Annotated in this window: 23 protein-coding genes; 12 read left to right on the top strand and 11 right to left on the bottom strand. The window is 38.8% G+C overall.

Features of this window, described 5'->3' with window-relative positions; genetic code table 11:
- Positions 1 to 81: 81 nt before the first annotated feature.
- Positions 82 to 945: a YicC/YloC family endoribonuclease gene (locus tag DK857_RS10540; protein WP_109394426.1), complete on the bottom strand. Its 864-nt coding sequence runs from the start codon at positions 943 to 945 to the stop codon at positions 82 to 84.
- 125 nt (positions 946 to 1,070) lie between these two features.
- On the opposite strand from DK857_RS10540, the gene rph reads away from it, so the two are divergent.
- Both rph and pyrE read left to right on the top strand, forming a co-directional pair.
- The gene (gene rph, locus DK857_RS10535) at positions 1,071 to 1,787 is read left to right on the top strand and encodes a ribonuclease PH (protein WP_069366895.1); all 717 of its coding nucleotides are present in this window, start codon (positions 1,071 to 1,073) and stop codon (positions 1,785 to 1,787) included.
- 80 nt (positions 1,788 to 1,867) lie between these two features.
- On the top strand, positions 1,868 to 2,512 hold the full coding sequence (gene pyrE / locus DK857_RS10530) for an orotate phosphoribosyltransferase (RefSeq protein ID WP_109394424.1): 645 nt from the start codon (positions 1,868 to 1,870) through the stop codon (positions 2,510 to 2,512).
- A gap of 307 nt (positions 2,513 to 2,819) precedes the next feature.
- Here pyrE and slmA read toward each other — a convergent pair whose 3' ends face one another.
- From slmA to coaBC, 3 genes are all read right to left on the bottom strand, one after another.
- Positions 2,820 to 3,422 (bottom strand): nucleoid occlusion factor SlmA, encoded by a 603-nt coding sequence (gene slmA / locus DK857_RS10525; RefSeq protein WP_075673256.1) that lies wholly within the window; start codon positions 3,420 to 3,422, stop codon positions 2,820 to 2,822.
- A 112-nt stretch (positions 3,423 to 3,534) separates the two neighbouring features.
- Positions 3,535 to 3,993, bottom strand: coding sequence for a dUTP diphosphatase (gene dut / locus DK857_RS10520; protein ID WP_006534255.1), 459 nt, complete (start codon positions 3,991 to 3,993; stop codon positions 3,535 to 3,537).
- Positions 3,977 to 5,188 carry a bifunctional phosphopantothenoylcysteine decarboxylase/phosphopantothenate--cysteine ligase CoaBC gene (gene coaBC / locus DK857_RS10515; RefSeq protein WP_109402150.1) on the bottom strand — a complete coding sequence of 404 codons (1,212 nt, stop codon included), beginning with the start codon at positions 5,186 to 5,188 and terminating at the stop codon, positions 3,977 to 3,979. The genes dut and coaBC overlap by 17 nt, the downstream gene beginning before the upstream one ends.
- Positions 5,189 to 5,490: 302 nt before the next feature.
- Here coaBC and radC point away from each other — a divergent pair, with 302 nt between their 5' ends.
- From radC to DK857_RS10475, 7 genes are all read left to right on the top strand, one after another.
- Positions 5,491 to 6,162 (top strand): RadC family protein, encoded by a 672-nt coding sequence (gene radC, locus DK857_RS10510; protein WP_109394420.1) that lies wholly within the window; start codon positions 5,491 to 5,493, stop codon positions 6,160 to 6,162.
- A 247-nt stretch (positions 6,163 to 6,409) separates the two neighbouring features.
- The gene (rpmB, locus tag DK857_RS10500; protein ID WP_036914542.1) at positions 6,410 to 6,646 is read left to right on the top strand and encodes a 50S ribosomal protein L28; all 237 of its coding nucleotides are present in this window, start codon (positions 6,410 to 6,412) and stop codon (positions 6,644 to 6,646) included.
- An 11-nt stretch (positions 6,647 to 6,657) separates the two neighbouring features.
- A complete protein-coding gene (gene rpmG, locus DK857_RS10495; RefSeq protein ID WP_006534250.1) occupies positions 6,658 to 6,825 on the top strand; it encodes a 50S ribosomal protein L33 in 168 nt (55 codons plus the stop codon).
- Positions 6,826 to 6,974: 149 nt separating this feature from the next.
- Positions 6,975 to 8,102 carry a glycosyltransferase family 4 protein gene (locus tag DK857_RS10490; RefSeq protein WP_109402149.1) on the top strand — a complete coding sequence of 376 codons (1,128 nt, stop codon included), beginning with the start codon at positions 6,975 to 6,977 and terminating at the stop codon, positions 8,100 to 8,102.
- 138 nt (positions 8,103 to 8,240) lie between these two features.
- Complete coding sequence (locus DK857_RS10485; RefSeq protein ID WP_109402148.1) at positions 8,241 to 9,242, top strand: glycosyltransferase family 9 protein; 1,002 nt, start codon at positions 8,241 to 8,243, stop codon at positions 9,240 to 9,242.
- A gap of 3 nt (positions 9,243 to 9,245) precedes the next feature.
- Positions 9,246 to 10,349 (top strand): glycosyltransferase family 4 protein, encoded by a 1,104-nt coding sequence (locus DK857_RS10480; RefSeq protein WP_109402147.1) that lies wholly within the window; start codon positions 9,246 to 9,248, stop codon positions 10,347 to 10,349.
- Positions 10,349 to 11,518, top strand: coding sequence for a glycosyltransferase family 4 protein (locus DK857_RS10475; RefSeq protein WP_109402195.1), 1,170 nt, complete (start codon positions 10,349 to 10,351; stop codon positions 11,516 to 11,518). Before DK857_RS10480 ends, DK857_RS10475 begins: the two co-directional genes overlap by 1 nt.
- Before the next feature lies 1 nt (position 11,519).
- Here the strand turns inward: DK857_RS10475 and rfaL are convergent, their stop codons facing one another.
- A complete protein-coding gene (gene rfaL, locus DK857_RS10470; protein WP_109402146.1) occupies positions 11,520 to 12,779 on the bottom strand; it encodes an O-antigen ligase RfaL in 1,260 nt (419 codons plus the stop codon).
- Positions 12,780 to 12,878: 99 nt separating this feature from the next.
- Between rfaL and mutM the strand changes: the two genes are divergently transcribed.
- Positions 12,879 to 13,703 (top strand): bifunctional DNA-formamidopyrimidine glycosylase/DNA-(apurinic or apyrimidinic site) lyase, encoded by an 825-nt coding sequence (gene mutM, locus DK857_RS10465; RefSeq protein ID WP_109402194.1) that lies wholly within the window; start codon positions 12,879 to 12,881, stop codon positions 13,701 to 13,703.
- Here mutM and coaD read toward each other — a convergent pair.
- The 6 genes from coaD to rfaQ all read right to left on the bottom strand — a co-directional run bounded on the left by coaD (position 13,700) and on the right by rfaQ (position 19,614).
- A complete protein-coding gene (coaD, locus tag DK857_RS10460) occupies positions 13,700 to 14,185 on the bottom strand; it encodes a pantetheine-phosphate adenylyltransferase (RefSeq protein ID WP_109402145.1) in 486 nt (161 codons plus the stop codon). The genes mutM and coaD overlap by 4 nt on opposite strands.
- A complete protein-coding gene (locus DK857_RS10455) occupies positions 14,175 to 14,954 on the bottom strand; it encodes a glycosyltransferase family 2 protein (protein WP_109402144.1) in 780 nt (259 codons plus the stop codon). The genes coaD and DK857_RS10455 overlap by 11 nt, the downstream gene beginning before the upstream one ends.
- Positions 14,954 to 16,231, bottom strand: a complete 1,278-nt coding sequence (gene waaA / locus DK857_RS10450) for a lipid IV(A) 3-deoxy-D-manno-octulosonic acid transferase (RefSeq protein ID WP_109402143.1) — start codon at positions 16,229 to 16,231, stop codon at positions 14,954 to 14,956. Before waaA ends, DK857_RS10455 begins: the two co-directional genes overlap by 1 nt.
- A gap of 82 nt (positions 16,232 to 16,313) precedes the next feature.
- A complete protein-coding gene (locus tag DK857_RS10445; protein WP_109402142.1) occupies positions 16,314 to 17,417 on the bottom strand; it encodes a glycosyltransferase in 1,104 nt (367 codons plus the stop codon).
- A complete protein-coding gene (locus DK857_RS10440; RefSeq protein ID WP_109402141.1) occupies positions 17,414 to 18,547 on the bottom strand; it encodes a glycosyltransferase family 4 protein in 1,134 nt (377 codons plus the stop codon). Before DK857_RS10440 ends, DK857_RS10445 begins: the two co-directional genes overlap by 4 nt.
- Entirely contained in the window at positions 18,544 to 19,614 is a 1,071-nt protein-coding gene (gene rfaQ, locus DK857_RS10435; RefSeq protein WP_109402140.1) for a putative lipopolysaccharide heptosyltransferase III, read from the bottom strand. Before rfaQ ends, DK857_RS10440 begins: the two co-directional genes overlap by 4 nt.
- A gap of 159 nt (positions 19,615 to 19,773) precedes the next feature.
- On the opposite strand from rfaQ, the gene DK857_RS10430 reads away from it, so the two are divergent.
- A complete protein-coding gene (locus DK857_RS10430; protein WP_109402139.1) occupies positions 19,774 to 20,736 on the top strand; it encodes a polysaccharide deacetylase family protein in 963 nt (320 codons plus the stop codon).
- A 264-nt stretch (positions 20,737 to 21,000) separates the two neighbouring features.
- Positions 21,001 to 21,810, top strand: a complete 810-nt coding sequence (locus tag DK857_RS10425; RefSeq protein ID WP_227003153.1) for a glycosyltransferase family 9 protein — start codon at positions 21,001 to 21,003, stop codon at positions 21,808 to 21,810.

Raw genomic sequence — 21,810 nt, 5'->3', positions numbered from 1 at the left:
ACAAGAACAGAGTGAAAATAAAAAGCCCTGATAAATCAGGGCTTTGATTAATATCGGAAAGCTTTGGAAAACAAGAGAAAATTATTCAATGTTCTGAATTTGCTCACGCATTTGTTCAATTAAAACTTTTAATTCAATGGCTGAATTAGTGACTTCAGTATTAATTGATTTCGATGCTAATGTGTTGGATTCACGGTTAAATTCTTGCATCATAAAATCAAGACGACGACCTACGGCTTCTTTTTTTACAAGAATTTTTCGTGTTTCTTTAACATGAGCTTCTAATCTATCAAGCTCTTCAGCAACATCTAAACGTTGTGCTAACATCACTAACTCTTGTTCTAAACGATTATTATCAATTTGAACTTGAGCTTCTTCTAATTTGCTTGTTAAACGTTCACGTTGCCATTGTAAAACTTCTGGCATCTGTGCTCTCACCTTAACAACTTCTTCGCAAACAGCATCTAAACGCTGTTCGATAAGAACTTTCAGTGATTGCCCTTCTGCTTCACGGCTTGCGATGAAGGCGTCGATCGCTAAATCTAATTCAGCTAAAAGCTCAGTACCAATGGCATCTAAATCTTGCTCTTGTGCGGAAATAACACCCGGCCAACGTAAAATATCAAATGGGCTGATAGTCCCTTCATGGCTGTGGCTTTTTACCCAGTTGGCAGAAACAATCAGTTGTTTTGCTAAATTCTCATCAATATTAAGTTCGCCTTGAAAGCGAGCATTAAGATCAAAACGTAAGTTACATTCAATTTTACCGCGCGTTAAGCGATTACGTAGACGTTCACGAATAACAGGCTCTAAACTACGTAATTGCTCAGGTAAACGAATATAAGTTTCAAGATAGCGTTGGTTGACGGAACGTAGTTCCCATGCAGCGCTACCCCAGTCTTTTTTGATGTCTCGGCGAGCAAAAGCGGTCATGCTACGGATCATAATAGGGTCTCAATAGTGTAAAAGATGATACGATTATAACCCCAGGTATCGATACAGGATAGGCATAAGCCATTTTAGGTCGTATAATGCGCCCCCAATATGTCAGAGAAAGCGGAGATAACACCATGCGTCCAGCAGACAGACAAGCAGACCAAGTACGTCCTATTACCATCACTCGCCATTATACAAAACACGCTGAGGGTTCTGTATTAGTCGAATTTGGTGATACTAAAGTCTTGTGTAACGCCACTGTAGAAGAGGGTGTACCACGTTTTCTTAAAGGGCAAGGGCAAGGTTGGGTAACCGCAGAATACGGTATGCTTCCTCGCGCAACAAATAGTCGTAATGCACGTGAAGCGGCTCGTGGTAAACAAACCGGCCGTACTATGGAAATTCAACGCTTAATTGCACGCTCATTACGTGCTGCTGTTGATTTAAAAGCGTTAGGTGAATTCACTATCACTGTTGATTGTGATGTTATTCAAGCTGATGGTGGTACACGTACGGCCTCTATCTCTGGTGCTTGCGTCGCATTAGTTGATGCTTTAAATAAAATGGTTGAAGAAGGTAAACTGAAAAAGAGCCCTCTTAAATCTATGGTCGCCGCTGTATCTGTGGGGATCGTTGATGGTGAACCATTATGCGATCTTGAATATGTTGAAGATTCTGCCGCAGAAACAGATATGAATGTGGTGATGATTGATGATGGTCGTATGATTGAAGTTCAAGGTACGGCAGAAGGCGCACCATTTAGTCACGAAGAATTACTTGCTTTACTCGCCCTTGCAAAGGGGGGATTAGAGAAAATATTTGAAGCGCAAAAAGAGGCGCTTAAGCAATAAATTATATTTTTAAGGCGACTGAGAAGTCGCCTTTTTTATGTCTAAAATTTGTCATCAAGTAACGTAGAGAGGAGAAAGAAATGAAAGCCTACCAACGCCGCTTTATAGAACTAGCATTAGCAAAAAATGTCCTGAAATTTGGTGAGTTCACACTGAAGTCAGGAAGGGTGAGTCCTTACTTTTTTAATGCCGGTTTATTTAATACAGGGCGTGATTTGGCTTTACTGGGGCAGTTCTATGCGCAAACATTATTAGATAATAATGTGTCTTGTGATGTGTTGTTTGGACCCGCTTATAAAGGGATACCTATTGCAACCACAACGGCAGTCGCATTGGTTGAGCATCATGATATCGATATCCCTTACTGTTTTAATCGCAAAGAGGCTAAAGATCATGGTGAAGGAGGAACATTAGTAGGAAGCCCATTGAAAGGTAATGTTGTGATTGTCGATGATGTCATTACAGCAGGTACTGCAATTCGTGAATCAATGGAAATTATAAAACAACATGATGCAATGCTTTCTGCCGTGTTATTAAGTTTGGATAGACAAGAGAAAGGGCGAGAAGAACTTTCTGCAATACAAGAGTTAAAACGTGATTATCAATGCCAAGTGTATTCGATTATTACCTTAGATGATTTAATTAGTTACCTAAGTGAGAATGAAACACTGTCTGAGCATTTACCTGCGGTTAAAGCTTATCGTGAGCGCTATGGCGTGAATTAATAAAGTCAATACGCGATAAACGAGTTGGTCGATTAGAGATAAAAAAAAGCCCTCGCCCAATTATGGGCGGGGTGAGTAGTACAATGAATCTTCTGTGGCAATTATCACAGATATTGAAATATAAAAAGGACTTTTACAGCAGGGGCAAAGCGAGTCGCTAATGCCACAATGTAGGAACTGCACGAGTGCCATTCCTGATAAATACATTAGGTAATTGTGTACCAGAGGACGCATGTTAACACAAATAAGAAAAAAACGGCATATCTGTAAATTTCAAATTGTTGAGTTAAATCACGAGTCCATCATTTCATTGTAACTGTGCCAAAATTAATGGCCAGCGAGCTTCAAATTCTTGAGTGGGTTGATAGCGAAATTCTGTGCGTACAAAGCGTGCTAACATACCCTCACAAAAAGCGAGTAGTTGTGAAGCAAGTAATGCTTCATCATGCAAGAAAGCACTACCTTCACGAATTTTACGCTCTTTAATGACTTGTCGTAATTGAACCTCAATACGCTCATAAAGCTGGTTTATTCGCCCTTGCAATCTGTCTTGTTCAAACATCAATGCATGACCAGTCAAAATACGAGATAGCCCCGGGTTTTTCTCAGCAAAACCGAGGATCAAGATAAGAATTAAGCGAATTCTTGCAACAGCCTCTTTTTCATCTTTTAAAATCAAATTAATACGGGAGACTAAGCTATCTTCGATAAACTCAATCAAGCTATCAAACATTTTGGTTTTACTGGGAAAATGTCGATAGAGCGCGGCTTCAGATACACCAACAGTGGCGGCAAGCTTTGCCGTTGTGATGCGCTGACTACCATCACTTGATTCCAACATTTGGGCAAGTGATTGTAAGATTTCATCCCGTCTATTTCTTTTCTTTTTGGTTTCTTTTTCTTCTGCCATGACTGATAAGGCCCCTGCTAAAAGCAAAACAAATCAGTAAACCTTTGCACTAAGGTTTTTAGTGCAAAGGGAGTGATATCGTCATTGATATAATTAATGCAAGACGTCGTTATTATTGGCGGCCGGAGTGACCAAAGCCACCGCTACCACGTTCCGTTGCGGTAAAATCTTCAACAATATTAAATTCAGCTTGAACTACGGGCACTATAATCATTTGAGCAATACGCTCACCCGGTTCGATGGTAAACGCTGTTTGACCACGATTCCAAACAGATACCATCAGTTGACCTTGGTAATCGGAATCAATCAGTCCAACTAAGTTACCTAATACAACACCGTGTTTATGGCCTAAACCTGAACGAGGAAGTACCATTGCTGCTAATCCTTCATCGGCAATATGTACAGCAAGACCTGTAGGTAATAATTCGGTTTGCCCTGGTTCAAGAACTAATGGTGCATCAAGGCAAGCGCGTAAATCTAAACCAGCAGAGCCTGTCGTGGCATAAGCAGGAAGTGGATATTCTTGACCAATACGTGCATCAAGGATTTTAACATCAATTTTTTTCATCATAATGTTTGGCTATCTCGTCAAGTAGGCGATGGCTAAGTTGTGCTTTACTACTGTGTGGTAAGCGCGCTTCTCCATTAGCCCAAATAAGGTGTAATGCATTGTTATCACTGTTAAAGCCTTGATTTTCTACTGAAACATCATTGGCACAGATTAAATCGAGTTGCTTTTGTTCTCGTTTTTTGCGGGCATATTCTTCCACATTCTGGGTTTCGGCTGCAAATCCAACAACAAAAGGACGGTGTTCAACCATTTTTCCGACACTCGCGACAATGTCGGGGTTTTTTACCATAGTGATGGTGACTTCATCACCTTGTTTTTTTATTTTTTCAGCCGCGATAAGTTTAGCGCGGTAATCTGCAACCGCCGCACAACCAATAAAAATATCTTGTGAAGGTGCGATTAGCATCACTTGTTCATACATTTCTTGTGCGCTTTCAACGTCAATACGTTTAACACAAGCGGGTGTCGGTAATGTGACAGGCCCTGCGATAAGTGTGACATCAGCTCCACGTAATGCGGCTGCTTGTGCAATCGCAAATCCCATTTTCCCGGAGCTATGATTACTGATAAAACGCACTGGATCTAAGGCTTCACGAGTCGGACCTGCGGTTATCGTAATTTTTTTACCTGCAAAATCTTGTGGCTGCAAAGCAAGTTGTTTTTCAGCTAATGCGACAAGTGTTAAAGGATCTAACATTCGTCCCGGCCCTACATCACCACAAGCTTGGCTACCAGAGTCAGGCCCCCAAATTAAGCAGCCACGTTGCTCTAAAGCTGATAAATTTTCTTGTGTAATCGTGGCTCTGTACATTTGCTGATTCATTGCTGGCGCAATAGCGATAGGTGCACTACTCGCTAAACAGAGTGTGGTAAGTAAATCATTTGCCATACCCACTCGTAAACGTGCAATAAGATCGGCAGTAGCAGGTACAAGTAGAATTAAATCAGCCCATTTACCTAATTCAATATGCCCCATAGCGGCTTCTGCTGCTGGATCAAGTAAATCATCCGCAACAGGAAAACCAGAAACAGCTTGTAGTGATAAAGGTGTCACAAATGCATGAGCTGCGGGTGTCATTACAACTCGCACAATTGCACCTTTCTCACGTAAACGGCGTACAAGTTCAGGTGCTTTATAGGCCGCAATACCACCACTGATACCAAGAATAATCTTTTTGTCGTGAAGTGTAGTCATGATGAAATGCCTAAGTACATAAATAATTGCCCGTAATTTTACCACAAGGTCATCGTGAATTCGGAATTCTATGTAACTTCATGTTTTATAGATTAAATTTTTGCGATTCATCTCGCATAAATTTGATGTGTGTCTTTTTTATACAAGATTAGTAGTTTATAGTAAATTAACTGTATAAAACAACAGTTGTTTTGCGAGTAGCATTTAATGATGTGTGATGCTTCATCTAAATCCTAATGCTTATATGAATAGATAAAATAGATCATTAATACCACTGCCTTTACTTATTAAGGAGTCCATGGATGGAAAATCAATCGGTTAGTGAACTTTTACCTAGAGAAAAATTATTACTTTATGGCGTTGAATCACTCACCGATATTGAGTTATTGGCGCTCTTTTTACGCACCGGTACTTATGAAAAATCTGTATTAGAATTGGCTGCTTTTTTACTTAAAGAGTGTGGTTCTCTTTATCATGTTATTAATGCTGATTATGAAACTTTAGGGCGTTTTAAAGGCGTTGGTGTGGGAAAGTTTACTCAGCTACAAGCGATTAATGAAATGGCACAGCGCTTTTCTGCAACACAATTTATGTATAAAAATGTATTATCTTCTTCAGAAGATACAAAGCATTACTTACAAAAATTATTGCATTGGCGAGACAGAGAAGTGTTTGTGGTACTGTTTCTCGATAATCAAAATCAATTGATTGCATTTGAAGAAATGTTTAAAGGAACAATTAACAGAGTAGAGGTTCATCCTAGAGAAATTGTCCGTCAATCAATAAAAAAGAATGCAACATCCATCATTCTTGCTCATAATCACCCTTCTGGTGTTTGCGAACCAAGTCTCGCAGATAAAGTAATAACAGAAAAAATTTTTACTGCTTGCCAATTAGTGGGTGTAAATGTACTCGATCACCTTGTGATAGGGCATGATAATTGTGTTTCTTTCGCAGAACGAGGTTGGTTGTAGCAAATATTTTTGTAATTATTGTCAATCTTTATTTGTACGGGTCTTGAGCGTTGAGGCCATTGGGCGTATACTACGCCACCTTTGAGGATCTTGGGTTTGGCGAGAAGAGCCTATCTCAGCAAGTTTTTTCTGAGGTGTTTACACAGTTTTTCAATCGTTAAAAGTTGCTGAGATGGGCTCCAAAGCCTGACGAGGCGGTCAAACCTGATATTAAAGCTCGAGCTGATTAGATTTTTGGAGAATAGACATGTCCCGAGTCTGCCAAGTTACCGGCAAGCGTCCTGTGAGTGGAAACAACCGCTCTCACGCATTAAACGCGACTAAACGCCGTTTTCTGCCAAACCTGCACTCTCACCGTTTCTGGGTTGAGTCTGAGAAACGTTTCGTAACTCTGCGTGTATCTGCTAAAGGTATGCGTGTGATTGATAAGAAAGGCATCGAATCTGTATTAGCAGATTTACGTGCCCGTGGTGAGAAGTTCTAAGGAGCTGAAAAATGGCTAAAGGTATTCGCGAGAAAATTAAACTCGTTTCTTCTGCTGGTACAGGTCACTTCTATACCACTACGAAGAACAAACGCACTATGCCAGAAAAACTGGAAATGAAAAAATTCGATCCAGTTGTTCGTCAACATGTGCTTTATAAAGAAGCTAAAATTAAATAATTTTAGTTTTCTTAAAAAACCCGACCTTAGTGTCGGGTTTTTTGTTATCTGGAGCCTGCTAAGTATAACAAAGTAAAGCTATTGTGATCTTAGCTTGCTCTTTAGTTATACTATGGCTCTTTTTAAATCATCAGATAAATGGATTGCGGATGAGTAAGTCAGTATTATCAATATTACATACAGAATCATCTTGTGGATGGGGTGGTCAGGAAATCCGTATACTGACGGAATCTCAAGGTATGATCCGCAGAGGGCACCGAGTTGCATTAGTGTGTTGTCCTACATCCAAAATTGCCAAGGCCGCGCCTGATTATGGTATTGAGGTTTTCACGTTACCCATTGAAAAAAAACGTGGGTCAGCGTTAAAAGCACTTCGCCAATGGCTGAAATTACATCGCCACCAATTTGATGTTATCAATACTCATAGCTCAACTGATGCATGGTTAGTCGCTGCTTCTTGTGCCACATTACGTCATTCTCCAGTGGTCATTCGAACTCGTCATGTTTCTACAGATGTTTCACGTTCATTACCAACTCGATGGCTTTATCTTTCATCCAGTGCCCATGTTGTGACAACAGGTGAAAAATTACGTCAGACTCTCCATCAGCATAATAAATTTCCATTAGAAAAAATGACATCAGTGCCTACGGGAATTGATCTGCAACGTTTTTATCCACAAAACAAACAACAAGCTAGAGAAAAAATTGGAATACCGAATAAACCGACATTAGGTATTGTTGCAACTATGCGAGTGTGGAAAGGACATAAATACTTAGTAGAAGCATGGAAATCATTACATCAGCAGTTTCCAGATTGGCAATTAATTTTTGTTGGTGATGGGCCTCAGCGTAAAAATTTAGAACCAATGGTGAAAGCGGCAGGATTAGAACAAAGCATCTTCTTCCTTGGTAATCGTAATGATGTGCCTGATTGTTTAAATGCAATGGATCTCTTTGCGTTACCTTCTTTTGGTAATGAAGGTGTGCCGCAAGGTATTATGCAGGCAATGGCGTGTGGTTTGCCTGTTGTATCGACTACGGTTGGCGCGATTAGCGAAGCCGTTATTGATGGTAAAACAGGATTTACATTAGTACCACAGGTACAAGAAACATTAACAAGTCATTTGGCTAAATTAATGAGCTCAGATGAATTACGTGAGCAGATGGGAAAAGCAGCACTTGAACACGCTGTTTCACGATTTGGTTTGGATAATATGTTAGATAAGATGGAAAGGATCTTTATTCAGGCAATCAACGATAAAAATAAGTCAGTATGATTAATGCTGATAATAAAGTTTTGAAACGATTATCTCTATTATCAACTTGGTGTATTCATCTTATTGATGAATATTTGTAATACTTTTTAGTGTATAGTCTGAGAAGTAAATGTATCATTTAAGCCAAATAAAAAGCACATGGATCCAAAAAATATATTGGTTATAGCGGTAGCGCGTTTTGGTGATACATTACTTATCACCCCCGTTATTCATGCCTTAAAACAGCGTTGGCCCAATGCTCATATTGATGTATTTGCACATAAGCGTAGTGCATGCATTCTTGAGCATAATCCTGATATTAATAGTATTAGAAATTTTTCTAAAAAACGCGCTGTTTGGTCAGGTTGGTTACCGAATAAACCGTATGATTTGGCTTTAGTATACGGTGATGATCGTGAATTAGTGAACTATGCTCGTCGCCAATCCCATCATACCGTTGCTTTTGCTGATATATCTGAGCAGCAAGGCGATACTACTTGGGTTGCGCGCCCCAAGTTGCCGATGGTTGCACAAAAAGAGCGTGCCTTATTAATTAATGCATTAGGGATTTATCCGAGTTGTTGGCAATTACGTTACTTTATCAGTGAGGAAGAAGTAATTTTTGCACAACAATTTTTGAAAGATAATTCATTAATTAATAAGAATATTATTGGTTTTCAGTTACAAAGCTTTCCCACTAAAGCCTATCGAGATTGGCCAGTGGAGAACTTTCTGCAATTAGCAAAGCAGATTATTTCCCATGACGCGAGTACGTATTTTTTGCTATTAGGTGGTAAGGAAAGTGCGCAATTATCTGTTGATTTAGCTAAAAAAATAGGTGAAGAGCGATGTTTAGCCTTAGCGGGGCGTGTTTCAATGCGTCAAAATGCGGCAATTATGGCAAATTTATCGCTTTATGTTGGTGTTGATACCGGTCCTACACATTTAGCCGGTGCTTTAGATATCCCGATGGTGGCGCTATATCATAGCTATCATCCTGGGTGCTATTTAGCCCCTATACAACATTCTTGTTGTCAGGTTATCCAACACCCTACACCATTAGAAAAAGCACGCCGTGAAGATAATATGGCTGAAATCTCAGTTGAGAATGTGTGGAATGCAGTGAGTAATATCATGAATGGAATGAAGGTGAAAAAGTAATCCATGAAGATCGGTATAATTGATGTCACAATCACCATGTCTTATGGCGGGATCCAAACAGCAGTTTGGGAACTGGCTAAGCAATTGCATGATGCTGGGCATGAAGTTCATCTTTATGGTGGCAATGGCGATATCCGACACAATCTGGCAGGACGCCAAATACAAATTCACACTTATCCGTATACACCAAGAGATAAAGTGATTGATCTCGGTGGGCGTTTTCGTCGTATTGTTGAGCGTTATACTTTTGCACGACACGCTAAAAAAGATGTTATCAGTCAAAATTTTGATTGGGTTATTTTAACGAAGCCTTTTGACTTTTTTTGGCCTTCTATGATGCCTAAATCATCCTCAACGCGTTTTTGCTATATGAGTGGGGGCACCAGCTTTTTCAAAGGTGATCGCTGGTTAGGTAAAAAGATTTCAGCATGGGTGGCATGTAGTCATTTTAATGCTTGGCAAATCCAACATCATTTTAAACAATTCCCTAGTGTAATTTATAATGGTGTGGATATTGAAAAATTTAGACCTATGACTACCTCGTTGCGTGAGCAATTAGGAATAGCCGAATCCACTTTTTTACTCTCATTTGCTGGGCGATTAGTGGGTTGGAAAGGCTTGAGTGTCGCAATTGATGCCATCGAGCAGTTAAAAGGTGAAGATGTTAAACTTCTGATTATCGGTGCGGGTGATGATCTTGAGCGATTAAAAAAGAAAGCGATTTCTAAAGGTGTTGCAGAGCAAGTCATTTTTCATCAGCCTGTTGAGCATAACGTATTACCGGAATTTTATGCGGCAAGTGACGTGGGTATTTTTCCAAGTACTGGAGATGAAGCCTTCGGTATTACGATTGCAGAAGCAATGGCATGCGCCAAACCAGTGATTGCGAGCCATATCGGTGGCATTCCTGAAGTTGTAGGCAATGAAGGTACCGCAGGGCTTTTAGTCGCACCAGGTAATGCAGATGAAATTGTGATAGCGATTAATCATTTTCGTGAGTTACCAGACAGAGGTAAGGCGATGGGAGAGCAGGCGCGTGTCCGTATAGAAACACGCTATACTTGGCAACATTCTGCGCAACGTTTATTACAGGTATTGGCGTCATAATTATGAAAATTGCCTATCTTGATCCTTACCCAGTGCCTGATTTACGTGTGGCTTCATTACAAATTTTGCAAAATGTGGATGCATTTGCTCGAGCAGGCGCTCAAGTAACATTAGTCACACCTAAAGGGCAATATCGAGATAGTGATATATTAGGTCGTTCAATTCATACTAATGCGAGTTTAGTTTCTTTAAGAGATATTCGCCGTAAATGGTATTTTCCATTTAATTCACAAAAGCTTTTCTCATTACAGATCGCTCGCTGGGTAAAGCAAAATAACGTTGATGCATTATTTACCCGTAATTTAAAACTAGCTTGTTATCTTTGTGAAAATTACCCAGAAATTCCTCTCTTTTTTGAAAGCCATGAAATTTTCGCTCAATCTTTTGCAGAGTCTCATTCCTTTGAGAAAAAAAAGAATCGTGCCAAATATCATAAACTATTAAAAATGGAGAAACTCGTTTACAGCAGAGCGACAGGCATATTTGTTCTTACTTCATTATTAAGAGATGATATTGTTTCGCAGTATCAAGTTACTACGCCAATAACAGTGGTTCCTGATGGCGTAGATTTACATGCTGTAGCAGATCATCAGATAGAGCCTTCTACAGTAAATAAAATTATTACGGAAGTGCTCTATTTAGGCAGTTTGCATAAATGGAAAGGGATCCCTACCATGATGCGAGCAATGAAATACCTTGATAATACAAGGCTTAATATTGCTGGGGGAACACCTGAACAGATTGAAGGGTTAACCTTATTAGCGCAAGAAATGGACGTAAAAGACAAGGTCAATTTTTTGGGATTTATTGATCCCAAAAAACGCTTTAATGCGATTGCTCAGCACGATATCTGTGTACTTCCGCTTACATTAACGAGTATTGGAAGTCGTTACACTTCACCTCTTAAATTATTTGAATATATGGCGATGGAAAAACCTGTGGTAATTTCAGACTTTCCTTCAATTCGTGATGTGGTAGATGAGAAAGCGGTAAGTTTTGCCGATAGTGGTGATGCGCAGAGTTTTGCAAAACAGATAATACAACTAAGAGAAAATCCACAACGAGCCAAAGAAAAAACAACCCATGCCCGCTCTCTGGTTGAAAACTATTACAACTGGGATAAGCGGGCAGAGATTATATTAAAAACAATAGAGAAGTTAATTAAGTAACCTATTGTTGTTTACCTGATGGTGTGACGGATTGATTATTGAGTAAAGCGTGGCGTAATGCCAACATTAGCCCCACCAAAATACCCACTTGATTGATATAGGCATTTTCAAATAATCCTCGCAGTACATAAACTCCTAAGAAGGACATCAGTAATACCAACGCAGCTTGACGAATAACCCCTTGGTTTTTTCTTATTAGTTGGATACCTTGGGCAATTATTGAAGAGCAAAAATAAAGAATACTGAATAGCCCCAAAATACCGCCAGCAAACCAAAAAGCTAAAAAGATATTATGAGGGCCAATGGATTTTTTAACTATCCAATTTTTATAGTCTTTTACTCGCTCATTATAAATATTATGATATAGCTGATTACCATAACCATAGCCTTTGATTGGTTGTTCTAAAATAAGATCTAACGCTGAGCCTTGGGTGCCATTATCAAACCTATTTCCACTATTAATTTGGGTTAATTTATGTTGTAGTATATTACTAATAAAAAAATCTGAAGGGGGTTTTATTGCTCCAATAAATAAGAAAATGCAAATAATTAAACTAATTATCATTAGGAGTAATTGACGATTAATAATAAAAATTAGAAAAGAAATTATTGCAAGTGTTAACCAAGTACCTCTTGATAAAGTACCTAATATTATATAAAGAAATAAAAAGCAAGTTATAACAAATAATAACCAGTTAATTATAGAATGGTTTTTTTTTAATTTCCAAGTGGTTAAAATAATAGGAAAGAAGAAAAGTAATTCATATGAAGCTTCTCGATGTAATTTCTGACTCCACCATGAAAAAGGTAAAACATTTCTCTGATACTCCAAATAATACTGCACCAGCTCCTTAGCCATAATTACCAACAACCCAATTGCAAAAGCGACCATCACCATCTTCGCTATATCAGCAGGTTTTTCTTTATACAGTACAATTGGAAAGGTAATAGCAAAAAGTAGTAATCCATTGAGTATCGGCTTATTAATCTCTTTTATACTGATACTGGGCTCGACAGAAATCACGATGGAATAACCAATCACCAGCAATAAAAACAGCAGTGAGAATGACAGATTATTTTTAAATATCTTACAGATAGTCTTAAAATCACGCACCAAATACCACAGCGCTGTTGCACCAATTAATCCCATCACAATATTTTTATAACGGGTGATATCCGGTAAGTAGATCAATATAATGTAAAGCCCGATAATGGATAAATTCCAAAGGGATTTTTTACTATAGTCTTTAAACAACATCATAATAATCTGCTATCGTCCTTTCTACTTTTAGGGAAACTGATCATACAATAAAAATGATGTTATCGCTGTATCTCTTATCTGATAATAATGGAGCCACCTGTGCCTGAATTGCCAGAAGTCGAAACCAGTCGCCGAGGTATTGAACCTCACATTGTGGGCAATGTATTGCACTATGCCATTGTGCGCAATAGTAAATTACGTTGGCCTGTGTCAGAGAAAATAAAGACTCTACTGGATGAACCGATTTTAAGTGTAAAGCGTCGCGCTAAATACCTATTAATAGAGCTTAATACAGGATGGATTATTATCCATTTAGGAATGTCAGGAAGTGTTCGCATTCTATTAGAAGAACAACCTGAAGAAAAACATGATCATATCGATTTGATTTTTCGTGATGGCAAAGTATTGCGTTATACCGATCCTCGACGCTTTGGTGCTTGGTTATGGTGTGAAGATTTAGCAACAAGCTCAGTATTAGCCCATTTAGGGCCAGAGCCACTTTCTGAAGAATTTAACGCCGAATACCTATATCAACAGTCGAAAAATAAAAAAACAGCTATCAAACCGTGGTTAATGGATAATAAATTAGTTGTTGGTGTCGGCAATATTTATGCTAACGAGGCGCTATTTTCATCGGGCATTATGCCTGATAGAAAAGCCAATAGCTTAACGCAAGAAGAGTGTGAGGTTCTTGTTACGGCGATCAAACGGGTATTAACGCGCTCCATTGAGCAAGGTGGCACAACACTAAAAGATTTTTTACAGTCTGATGGCAAGCCGGGATATTTTGCTCAAGAACTCTTTGTTTATGGGCGTAAAGACAAACCTTGTTTGATTTGTGGGCAACTGATTGAAAGTATTAAACAAGGGCAACGTAGCACATTTTTCTGCCGACATTGCCAACATGGTGAGAATGAGAGCTAAATTTTACCTAATTTTTTCAGCATTGCTACAGTCACGACTTCAGGTAAAAATGTAGAAACATCACCGTCATGGCGTGCCACATCTTTAATTAAAGATGAAGAGACAAAAGAAAGGTTTTGAGAGGGCAGTAAAAATACGCTATCAAGATCAGGTGCAAAATGACGGTTCATATTTGCCAGCTGCCATTCATATTCAAAGTCAGAAACGCTACGAACACCACGAATTAAAATCGTCGCTTGTTGCTGTTTGGCGAAATTTGCCATTAGCTCACTAAAACCCACCACTTCAACATTCGGTAAATGGCTCGTCACCTCTCTGGCTAAATTAACTCGTTCTTCTAAGGTAAACATTGGGTTTTTACGGGCACTATCAGCAATGGCTAATAAAACGGTATCAAACATACCTGCTGCACGAGTTAATATATCAATATGACCATAAGTGATAGGATCAAAGGTTCCGGGGTAGATAGCTTTATTTTTCATGATTTACCGTCTTCTGGCTGAGTTCCCATAAAGAAGCGTATTTATTAAAGGTATACTGTGCATTAACAAATGCCAGTACTAATCCCTGTTTCCCGTCTAAAAAACCCATTCTTAACAACCAAGTCTTAAAAAAGGCACCTAGCGTATGACTTAAGATGGAGCCATAACTGGTTTTTTTACCTTGTTGATGGCGCTCTTTAGCCCACTCGGTGGCATATTTTAGCTGTTTTTGCTGAAATTCCATTAAATCACGACAGGTAAGATGCAAGAGATCGCCCTGTAGTGTTTTGATGGTTGCGTCTTGAGTTTCTAACGATTCATGAACCAAGTTATTGTTATATTGATAACGTTCGCGGGTATATAAACGCGTGACTTTATCGGGATACCAACCACTGTGCTTCATAAATCGGCCCATAAACAAGTTACGGCGAGCACAGTTATAAACCACATTTTCTTCAGGTTGTTGCAATATCGCGAGGATACTGGTTTTGAGTTCAGGTGTGATACGTTCATCACTATCAATCATAAAAATATAATCACCCGTGGCATATTGCTGCGCCAATTGACGCTGTCTGCCAAAACCTGGCCACTCACTGTTTACAAAGACTTTTGCCCCTTTCTCTGTCGCGATACGACAGGTGTCATCTTGACTTCCCGAATCCAATACAATGATTTCATCAGCCCATTGTACGGAGTCTAAGCATTCACCAATGACATCAGCAACGTTTTTACTGATCATCACAACAGAAAGGCGCTTGCTTTGGCTCATCAGTGGCTCCGAGGGGGAAGATAAGGTGAAAGTAGGGTGAGTAAGCGCAATAATGCACCTTGGTTATCATGAAGCACTTCAACAGCATGACGACCATAATAACGACGATAATCTTCATCATTAAGCAATGAAGCAATAGCTGTCGCCATCGATTCACTGTCTGTAACAGTAATTAATCCTTCAGCTTGATCGAGTTTGGCACAGATATTTTTAAAATTAAACGTATGAGGTCCCATAATAACTGGGATAGCGTGTGCAGCTGCTTCTAAAGGATTATGACCACCACGCTCGACTAAACTCCCCCCTACAAAAGCCAGATCAGCAATACCATAGAGCAACATCAGTTCGCCCATGGTGTCGCCTATCACGACTTGGGTCTGTGCATCAGGAACAGCATCAGTGCTTCGTAACGTATACTTTAACCCTGCTTCGCGTGTTAATTGCTCCGCTTTAGGAAAACGCTCAGGGTGTCGAGGAACTAAGATTAACAAAAGCTGTGGAAATTGTGTCAGTAGCTTTTTATGTGTCTCTAAGATAATGGTTTCTTCACCTTCATGGGTACTCGTTGCAATCCAAACGGGGCGATGAGCAGCCCATTGGCGACGCAAAGCAACGGCTCTTGCTGCTAACTCAGGGGTGACAGAAATATCAAATTTTAGACTGCCTGTTACATGTAAATGTGAACGTTTAAGCCCTAATTCGATAAAACGCTCACCATCCTCTTGGTTTTGAGCCGCAATTAAGGTGATTTTTTGGAGCATCGTTTTGACGAAACTACCTAATTTCTGATAACCCGCCGCAGAGCGTTCTGATAAACGTGCATTGGCGATAATCAACGGGATTTTTCGTTGATGCAGTTTTGAAATCAGGTTAGGCCATAGTTCGGTTTCCATAATGATCACCAATTTCGGATCAACTGTTTTAAGAAAACGATTAACTGAACCCGGTAAATCATAAGGAAGATAGACATGGTAAACATCGTCACCAAATGCAGAACGCACACGTTCTGAGCCTGTTGGTGTCATGGTTGTGACCGTTATAGGCAAATCGGGATAGTGATGGCGAAGGGCACGAACAAGTGGCACGGCGGCGAGTGTTTCACCGACAGAAACGGAATGTAATAATATCCCTTGAGGCACGACTTTGCCTTTGCAAAAGCCATAGCGCTCTCCCCACCGTTTACGGTAGGCGGGGGCTTTACGGCTGCGTAATAAAAGACGCAACCAAATCAGAGGTTGAATAAGGTAAAGAAGTACCTGATATAAACGCAACAACATGCTATCAAATTCACTTATCTGGACGAACGCTTATAGTATCACACTGTGTAGTAGAAAGTGTGTAAAAACAAGTAGGCGCGGATTAAGGAATTAAAGCGATATACTGCTTTAAAATATGGTTTAGTTCAAATTTTGCATAGGATGATGGCAATATTTGAGGTGGTGAATAATACGCGAAACGAAGTTTCTCAGCGAGAGAATCACTATCCATAGTAGAAAGATAATCAGAAAGCGCGTCAGTCATAATTTCGCTGACTCCACCTGGACATCGAGTACTGACGATAGGCGTTCCACAAATTAAAGCTTCAATTAACACAGTAGGAAGCCCTTCGCTATCAGAACTTAATGCGACTACCTTCGCATCTTTGATGGCAGGGAGCGGATTAGAAATAAAGCCAGCAAGTACAACCTGTTGTGTTAGGTTGAGTCGGTTTATTTGAGCTTCTAATTTTTGTTTGATAGCAGGCGTTCCTTCACCTAAAAGGATTAATTGGCAAGGTAAATCCGCTTTCGCAAAGGCTTCAATTAACCTGTCTTGCCTTTTAACTTCATGTAATCGGCCAACATGTAAAATGTAATCTTGCTGAGTAAATACATTAGGAAGGGTGGCTTTTTGTTGTATTTCTTCAATATTAAAAGGGTTATAGATAGTTTTTAGTTGACGGGCATGGATGCCAATGGCGTTTATTAAATCATCTTTAACTGCGTTGGATACACAGACGAGATTTTTATCTTTATAAACGCGCTGAATTTTGGTTTTCTTCAACCAATATGAAAAGCCAGATTTATTACCAAGATAAGATTGAGAGTAAATACCATGAATGCAGTACCAAACATTACACATTTTTAGCTGTTTGGAGCGACAAACAATACGGTCTGTTTTGTGTAGATTAGAAAGAACAAGTGCAGGACGTCCTTTCTTAGCAAAAAGTTGTATAAGGACATTATCAAGAGATTTTGCTCTACGAGATATTTCGGTCAATTTTCTGAAGATACCACGATAGTCATCATGATCAACAATATAGTCAATAAAATCAGGTAGTTCATACGCTAATTTATTATGTAAGGATAACAGTGTGACTTGGTATCCATTCTGATGAAAACCGTTGGCTAGCCTGAGTGTAACATTTTCAGCGCCACCACCAGGTAATCCATCAATAATAAAAAGTATATGTTGTTGACTCACAAGGCTAATATCCGTTTATAAAGTGAAATAAGCTCGCCTGATAATCGTTGTGGCGTGTAAGGGAGAATAGTCTCTCTTGCCACTTGTGACATTTCAGTCCACGCTGCTTCTTTTGGGATCTGTGTAATTGCATTGATTAATGCTGAAATATCTAATGCATCACAAACAAATCCATTTTTACCATTTTGAATAAATTCTGCGCCACCACAAGTTGTTGAGGTGATCACTGGTAAACCGCATGATAATGCCTCAAGAATAACATTAGGGAAAGGATCGTAAAGAGTCGGGAGCAACAATGCATCCGCCATTTGATAAAAATCGAGTGTTTTTTTCTGCATACCTAAAAAGAAAATACGTTGCTCACAACCTAATTGTGTCGCGAATTGTTCGTATTTTCGCTGATTTTTATCACTTCCAACAACTAACAATATAGCTGATGTTTTTGCTATTGCTGAAATAGCAGCAGCTAATCCTTTACGTTCAAAGCCAGACCCAACATAAATAAAGCAAGGTACATCTTGTGGAATATTATATTGTGTCTTTAATGCATATTTTTGAGAATTTGTCGCAGGTATGAAAGCATTATGATCAATTGCGTTATAAATAACAGATATTTTATCGGCAGATACGCCAAAATCCTCAATAATTTCATTTTTAACCATCTGTGAGTTACAAATAACTTGTTTTAATGCAGGATCAGCATACATCTGCTTTTCTGCATTCATAACATAGCGATGGTATCTATCATAAAATAACCAGCGACCTTTCCAATTTGGCAATATTCGTTGGCGTTGTAATAACCATCGGCGATGCACACCATCACCTGCCCGAAAAATATCACAACCAGCGATACGTTCATGGCTTTGAACAATATCAAAATGATTTTCTTGCCAACACGCTCTCGCCGCCTTAGCGAAGCCAGACTCTCGACTAATTCTGCCTAACTTTCGTGGATTACATAAGTGAATATGCCAATCTGGATTGGTATCACCTTGCCATTCTCGAGTGATCACATTGAGTTCAAGATCATCGTTTGATAGTGCATCTAATGCACGAGCAATAAAACGTTCTGCGCCTCCATCAGGGCGATATTTTTGCCGAACGATAGCGAGTCGTAAAGGATGGTTCATTGGGGTAAATACCTCTTAGCTGAGCGGTAGACAACATCAACAGGAATAGCGGAGAGATAACGTTGTTGAGTATCTGTTTTAATATGATCAGGATGTGGAATATCTTCATAATCACCCGCCCAAATTGTTTCACCTACTGCTTGCCAAGGATGCCAATGTTCGAGTTTAGATGGACCAAAAAGTGCTATTAAAGGTGTTTTTAATGCAGCAGCCATATGCATTGCAACAGAATCAACGCCAATAAAAAGCCCTGCATTATCAATTAATACCGCTAATTGGGATAAAGAAGTTTGGCCAGCTAAGACTGTTATAGCTTCTTTATTTGGACATTGCGTCAAAATAGCTTCGATCATCTCCAATTCTTTTTTCTCTGGTCCTGAGGTTAAAACAACAGAATAATTACTATTCTGAAGTTGTGTAATCAAAGCCGCCATTTTATCTTCATCCCAGCATTTGAAAAACCAGCGAGAGGTCGGTTGGATCACGATGTAGTTTTCAGGAATATGATGCTTTTTAATAGTCTTCGCTAGCCACTGCTTATCTTCTTCACTATAAGACATCATAACATCAGAAATAATAGGAACATTAAGTGGAGTAAGGATACTTAGGTTTTGTTCAACAGTATGTAGTTGCCCATGATCTGAGGTGGAGATAATTATATTATGGCATTTTTGCCAAAACTTATTGCCTTTGCGTTTTTCAAATTCAAGTCCTAAACGAACTTGTGCTTTAGTCACTAAAGCAAAAATAGCGGCTTTCCATTGATCCGCTAAATTAACCACTAAATCATACTGTTGTTTTTGTAATTCTCGACCAAGTTGCCACTCTTTTTTCAATCGAGTGAATTTACCTTGATACTTCCAATTGCGATCAAGATAAAAAATTTTATTGATTAATGGGTTGTGCTCAAGCATCGGTAATGTTTCTTTATATAATAGAACATCAATCGTTGCATTAGGATAAGCTGATTTTAATGAGCATATAACGGGTGTCGTTAATAACATATCTCCATGATGTTGGAGTTTAATAACCAGTATTCTATTAAATGATCGATTTATATTAGTCATAATTACTTTAGCTTTAGTGAGATACTCTAATTGTAAACAAATCCACAGAATGCATCTACCATACTGTATTTATATTGATTGAATTGATGTTTTCTACTGCGTAACATAGAACAATTTATTCAATTATGAACTTATAATCCATTAGTTGGCGGGGAATGCATGACTAAACCAGCATTTATTATCACATTAGATACTGAAGGCGATAATCTTTGGGAAAATGAACGTGATATCACTACTCAAAATACGCACTTTCTTCCCCGTTTTCAGCAACTTTGTGAGCGCTTTAATTTTAAACCTGTTTGGCTAACAAACTATGAAATGGTTATGGATGAAGCTTATATTGAGTTTGCCCGTGATGTTATTGCGCGTAATACCGGTGAAATTGGTATGCACTTGCATGCATGGAATAGCCCACCATTAATACCTTTAACGGATGATGATTTACGTTATCAGCCTTATTTAATTGAATATCCCAAAGATCAAATGCGAGAAAAAATCGCATTAATGACGCACTTACTTGAAGATAAACTACAAACTAAAATGTTAAGCCATCGTGCGGGCCGTTGGGCTTTTAATGAGATTTATGCACAACTTTTAGTTGAGTTTGGTTACCAAGTCGATTGTTCTGTGACACCTAAAGTGGATTGGCGATTTACAAAAGGTGATCCCGCACAATCAGGGGGTACAAATTATACTGATTTTCCAAGTCATGCTTACTTTATGGACTTACAGAATATCACTAAAGCGGGAAACTCTTCGCTACTAGAAGTGCCAATGAGTATTCAATATAAGCACTCGCCTTTAATGAATAAAGTTAAGCAGGGTTACGATAAATTAAGAGGTAAGCAACGAGCGCCTTCTGTGAATTGGCTCCGCCCTAAAGGTGGCAATGCTCAACAGATGATTGATGTTGCTGAAAAATCTTTGGCTCAAGGCCACTCTCATATTGAATTTATGTTGCACTCCTCTGAATTTATGCCGGGTGGTAGCCCTACATTTCGTACTGAAAAAGATATTGAAGGGTTATATAACGATTTAGAAACGTTATTTAGTTTCTTATCAGACAAAGTGCAAGGAGTGACATTAGCTGAGTATTATCAAAGTAAGATGCAGGCAAAATAAGATGAAGTTAAAGAAATTAAAATGGGTACATAATTTTTTAAATATTTATAACCCACTTTTGGGCAGGATGAGAAAAACAGATACATTTTCATCTGAGATTCAATTTAACAGTATTCTTATTTTCTCCACGACAGCGCTGGGGGATTTTATGTTTAATACTCCCGCGATAAGAGCTATTCGTGCACATTACCCTGATGCACATATCACATTGGTTTCTAGTGAAAAAATAGATTATTAGTTGAAAACTATGAGCAAATAGATAGTGTGGTTTACTGGGATAATAAAATTAGGAACCTACTTCCTATCGCACTACATGCAAAAAAATATAAACCTGAATTAGCGGTTATATTACATTCACATCTTCCTTACGATGTGTTATTTGCTGTTATAGCTGGTTGCCAGTATATCTTGCGTAATACATTTCATATTATTCCAGAATGGTTTCAAAAATGGATTGTTGCTGAGCATCAGCCTCCTAATTGTCATATTGTTCAAAGTAAACTTAATATTATTCGTCATTTAGGAATAGATAGCTCTGATACAAGAATGGAAATTCCTTGTGAAATAGAACAACTAGATAAAGGAATTAATCATATTGTTGGATTTCAAATGGGAGCATCAACGCAAGAGCGCCGATGGGCAGTAAAATATTTTGTTGAGTTAGCTCAAAAGCTTATTGAGAGTAAACCATCAATACAGATTAAACTTATTGGTTCACCCAGAGAATTAGAATTACCAGAAGAGTTTTTTGTATTGTTGCCAAAAAAATATCATAACAATATTGAAAATCTAGTAGGTAAAACTTCATTACCTGGTTTGTTAAGTCAAATAAAAATAATGGATGTATTAGTCACAGGGGATACTGGGCCTTTGCATTTGGCGATCACACTACAACGCCCAACAGTAAGTTTATTTGCGACAGCAAACCCTAAATGGACAGGGCCTTATCAAGATCTTCATTTGCATACTATTATCAATAAGAGACCTAGCCCAGATGAGGGAATACAAGCATCAATGGATCTTATTACTGTTGATGAAGTCTTTAATGCCGTCAATAAAACCCTAAAAGGCTAA

The sequence above is a fragment of the Proteus terrae genome (genome assembly GCF_003144325.1).
In the GTDB taxonomy this organism is placed as follows: domain Bacteria; phylum Pseudomonadota; class Gammaproteobacteria; order Enterobacterales; family Enterobacteriaceae; genus Proteus; species Proteus terrae.
This window is presented reverse-complemented; position numbering and strand designations above follow the sequence as displayed.

What these genes read in the sequence shown, in the direction of transcription:
- DK857_RS10490 (WP_109402149.1), top strand. Translation starts at nt 6,975, where the DNA reads ATGAGTAAGTCAGTATTATCAATATTACATACAGAATCATCTTGTGGA.
- coaBC (WP_109402150.1), bottom strand. Translation starts at nt 5,188, where the DNA reads ATGACTACACTTCACGACAAAAAGATTATTCTTGGTATCAGTGGTGGT.
- DK857_RS10440 (WP_109402141.1), bottom strand. Translation starts at nt 18,547, where the DNA reads ATGAACCATCCTTTACGACTCGCTATCGTTCGGCAAAAATATCGCCCT.
- pyrE (WP_109394424.1), top strand. Translation starts at nt 1,868, where the DNA reads ATGAAAGCCTACCAACGCCGCTTTATAGAACTAGCATTAGCAAAAAAT.
- dut (WP_006534255.1), bottom strand. Translation starts at nt 3,993, where the DNA reads ATGATGAAAAAAATTGATGTTAAAATCCTTGATGCACGTATTGGTCAA.
- rfaL (WP_109402146.1), bottom strand. Translation starts at nt 12,779, where the DNA reads ATGATGTTGTTTAAAGACTATAGTAAAAAATCCCTTTGGAATTTATCC.
- coaD (WP_109402145.1), bottom strand. Translation starts at nt 14,185, where the DNA reads ATGAAAAATAAAGCTATCTACCCCGGAACCTTTGATCCTATCACTTAT.
- slmA (WP_075673256.1), bottom strand. Translation starts at nt 3,422, where the DNA reads ATGGCAGAAGAAAAAGAAACCAAAAAGAAAAGAAATAGACGGGATGAA.
- rph (WP_069366895.1), top strand. Translation starts at nt 1,071, where the DNA reads ATGCGTCCAGCAGACAGACAAGCAGACCAAGTACGTCCTATTACCATC.
- rpmB (WP_036914542.1), top strand. Translation starts at nt 6,410, where the DNA reads ATGTCCCGAGTCTGCCAAGTTACCGGCAAGCGTCCTGTGAGTGGAAAC.
- DK857_RS10430 (WP_109402139.1), top strand. Translation starts at nt 19,774, where the DNA reads ATGACTAAACCAGCATTTATTATCACATTAGATACTGAAGGCGATAAT.
- rfaQ (WP_109402140.1), bottom strand. Translation starts at nt 19,614, where the DNA reads ATGACTAATATAAATCGATCATTTAATAGAATACTGGTTATTAAACTC.
- DK857_RS10485 (WP_109402148.1), top strand. Translation starts at nt 8,241, where the DNA reads ATGGATCCAAAAAATATATTGGTTATAGCGGTAGCGCGTTTTGGTGAT.
- DK857_RS10480 (WP_109402147.1), top strand. Translation starts at nt 9,246, where the DNA reads ATGAAGATCGGTATAATTGATGTCACAATCACCATGTCTTATGGCGGG.
- DK857_RS10540 (WP_109394426.1), bottom strand. Translation starts at nt 945, where the DNA reads ATGATCCGTAGCATGACCGCTTTTGCTCGCCGAGACATCAAAAAAGAC.
- rpmG (WP_006534250.1), top strand. Translation starts at nt 6,658, where the DNA reads ATGGCTAAAGGTATTCGCGAGAAAATTAAACTCGTTTCTTCTGCTGGT.
- DK857_RS10455 (WP_109402144.1), bottom strand. Translation starts at nt 14,954, where the DNA reads ATGAGCCAAAGCAAGCGCCTTTCTGTTGTGATGATCAGTAAAAACGTT.
- waaA (WP_109402143.1), bottom strand. Translation starts at nt 16,231, where the DNA reads ATGTTGTTGCGTTTATATCAGGTACTTCTTTACCTTATTCAACCTCTG.
- radC (WP_109394420.1), top strand. Translation starts at nt 5,491, where the DNA reads ATGGAAAATCAATCGGTTAGTGAACTTTTACCTAGAGAAAAATTATTA.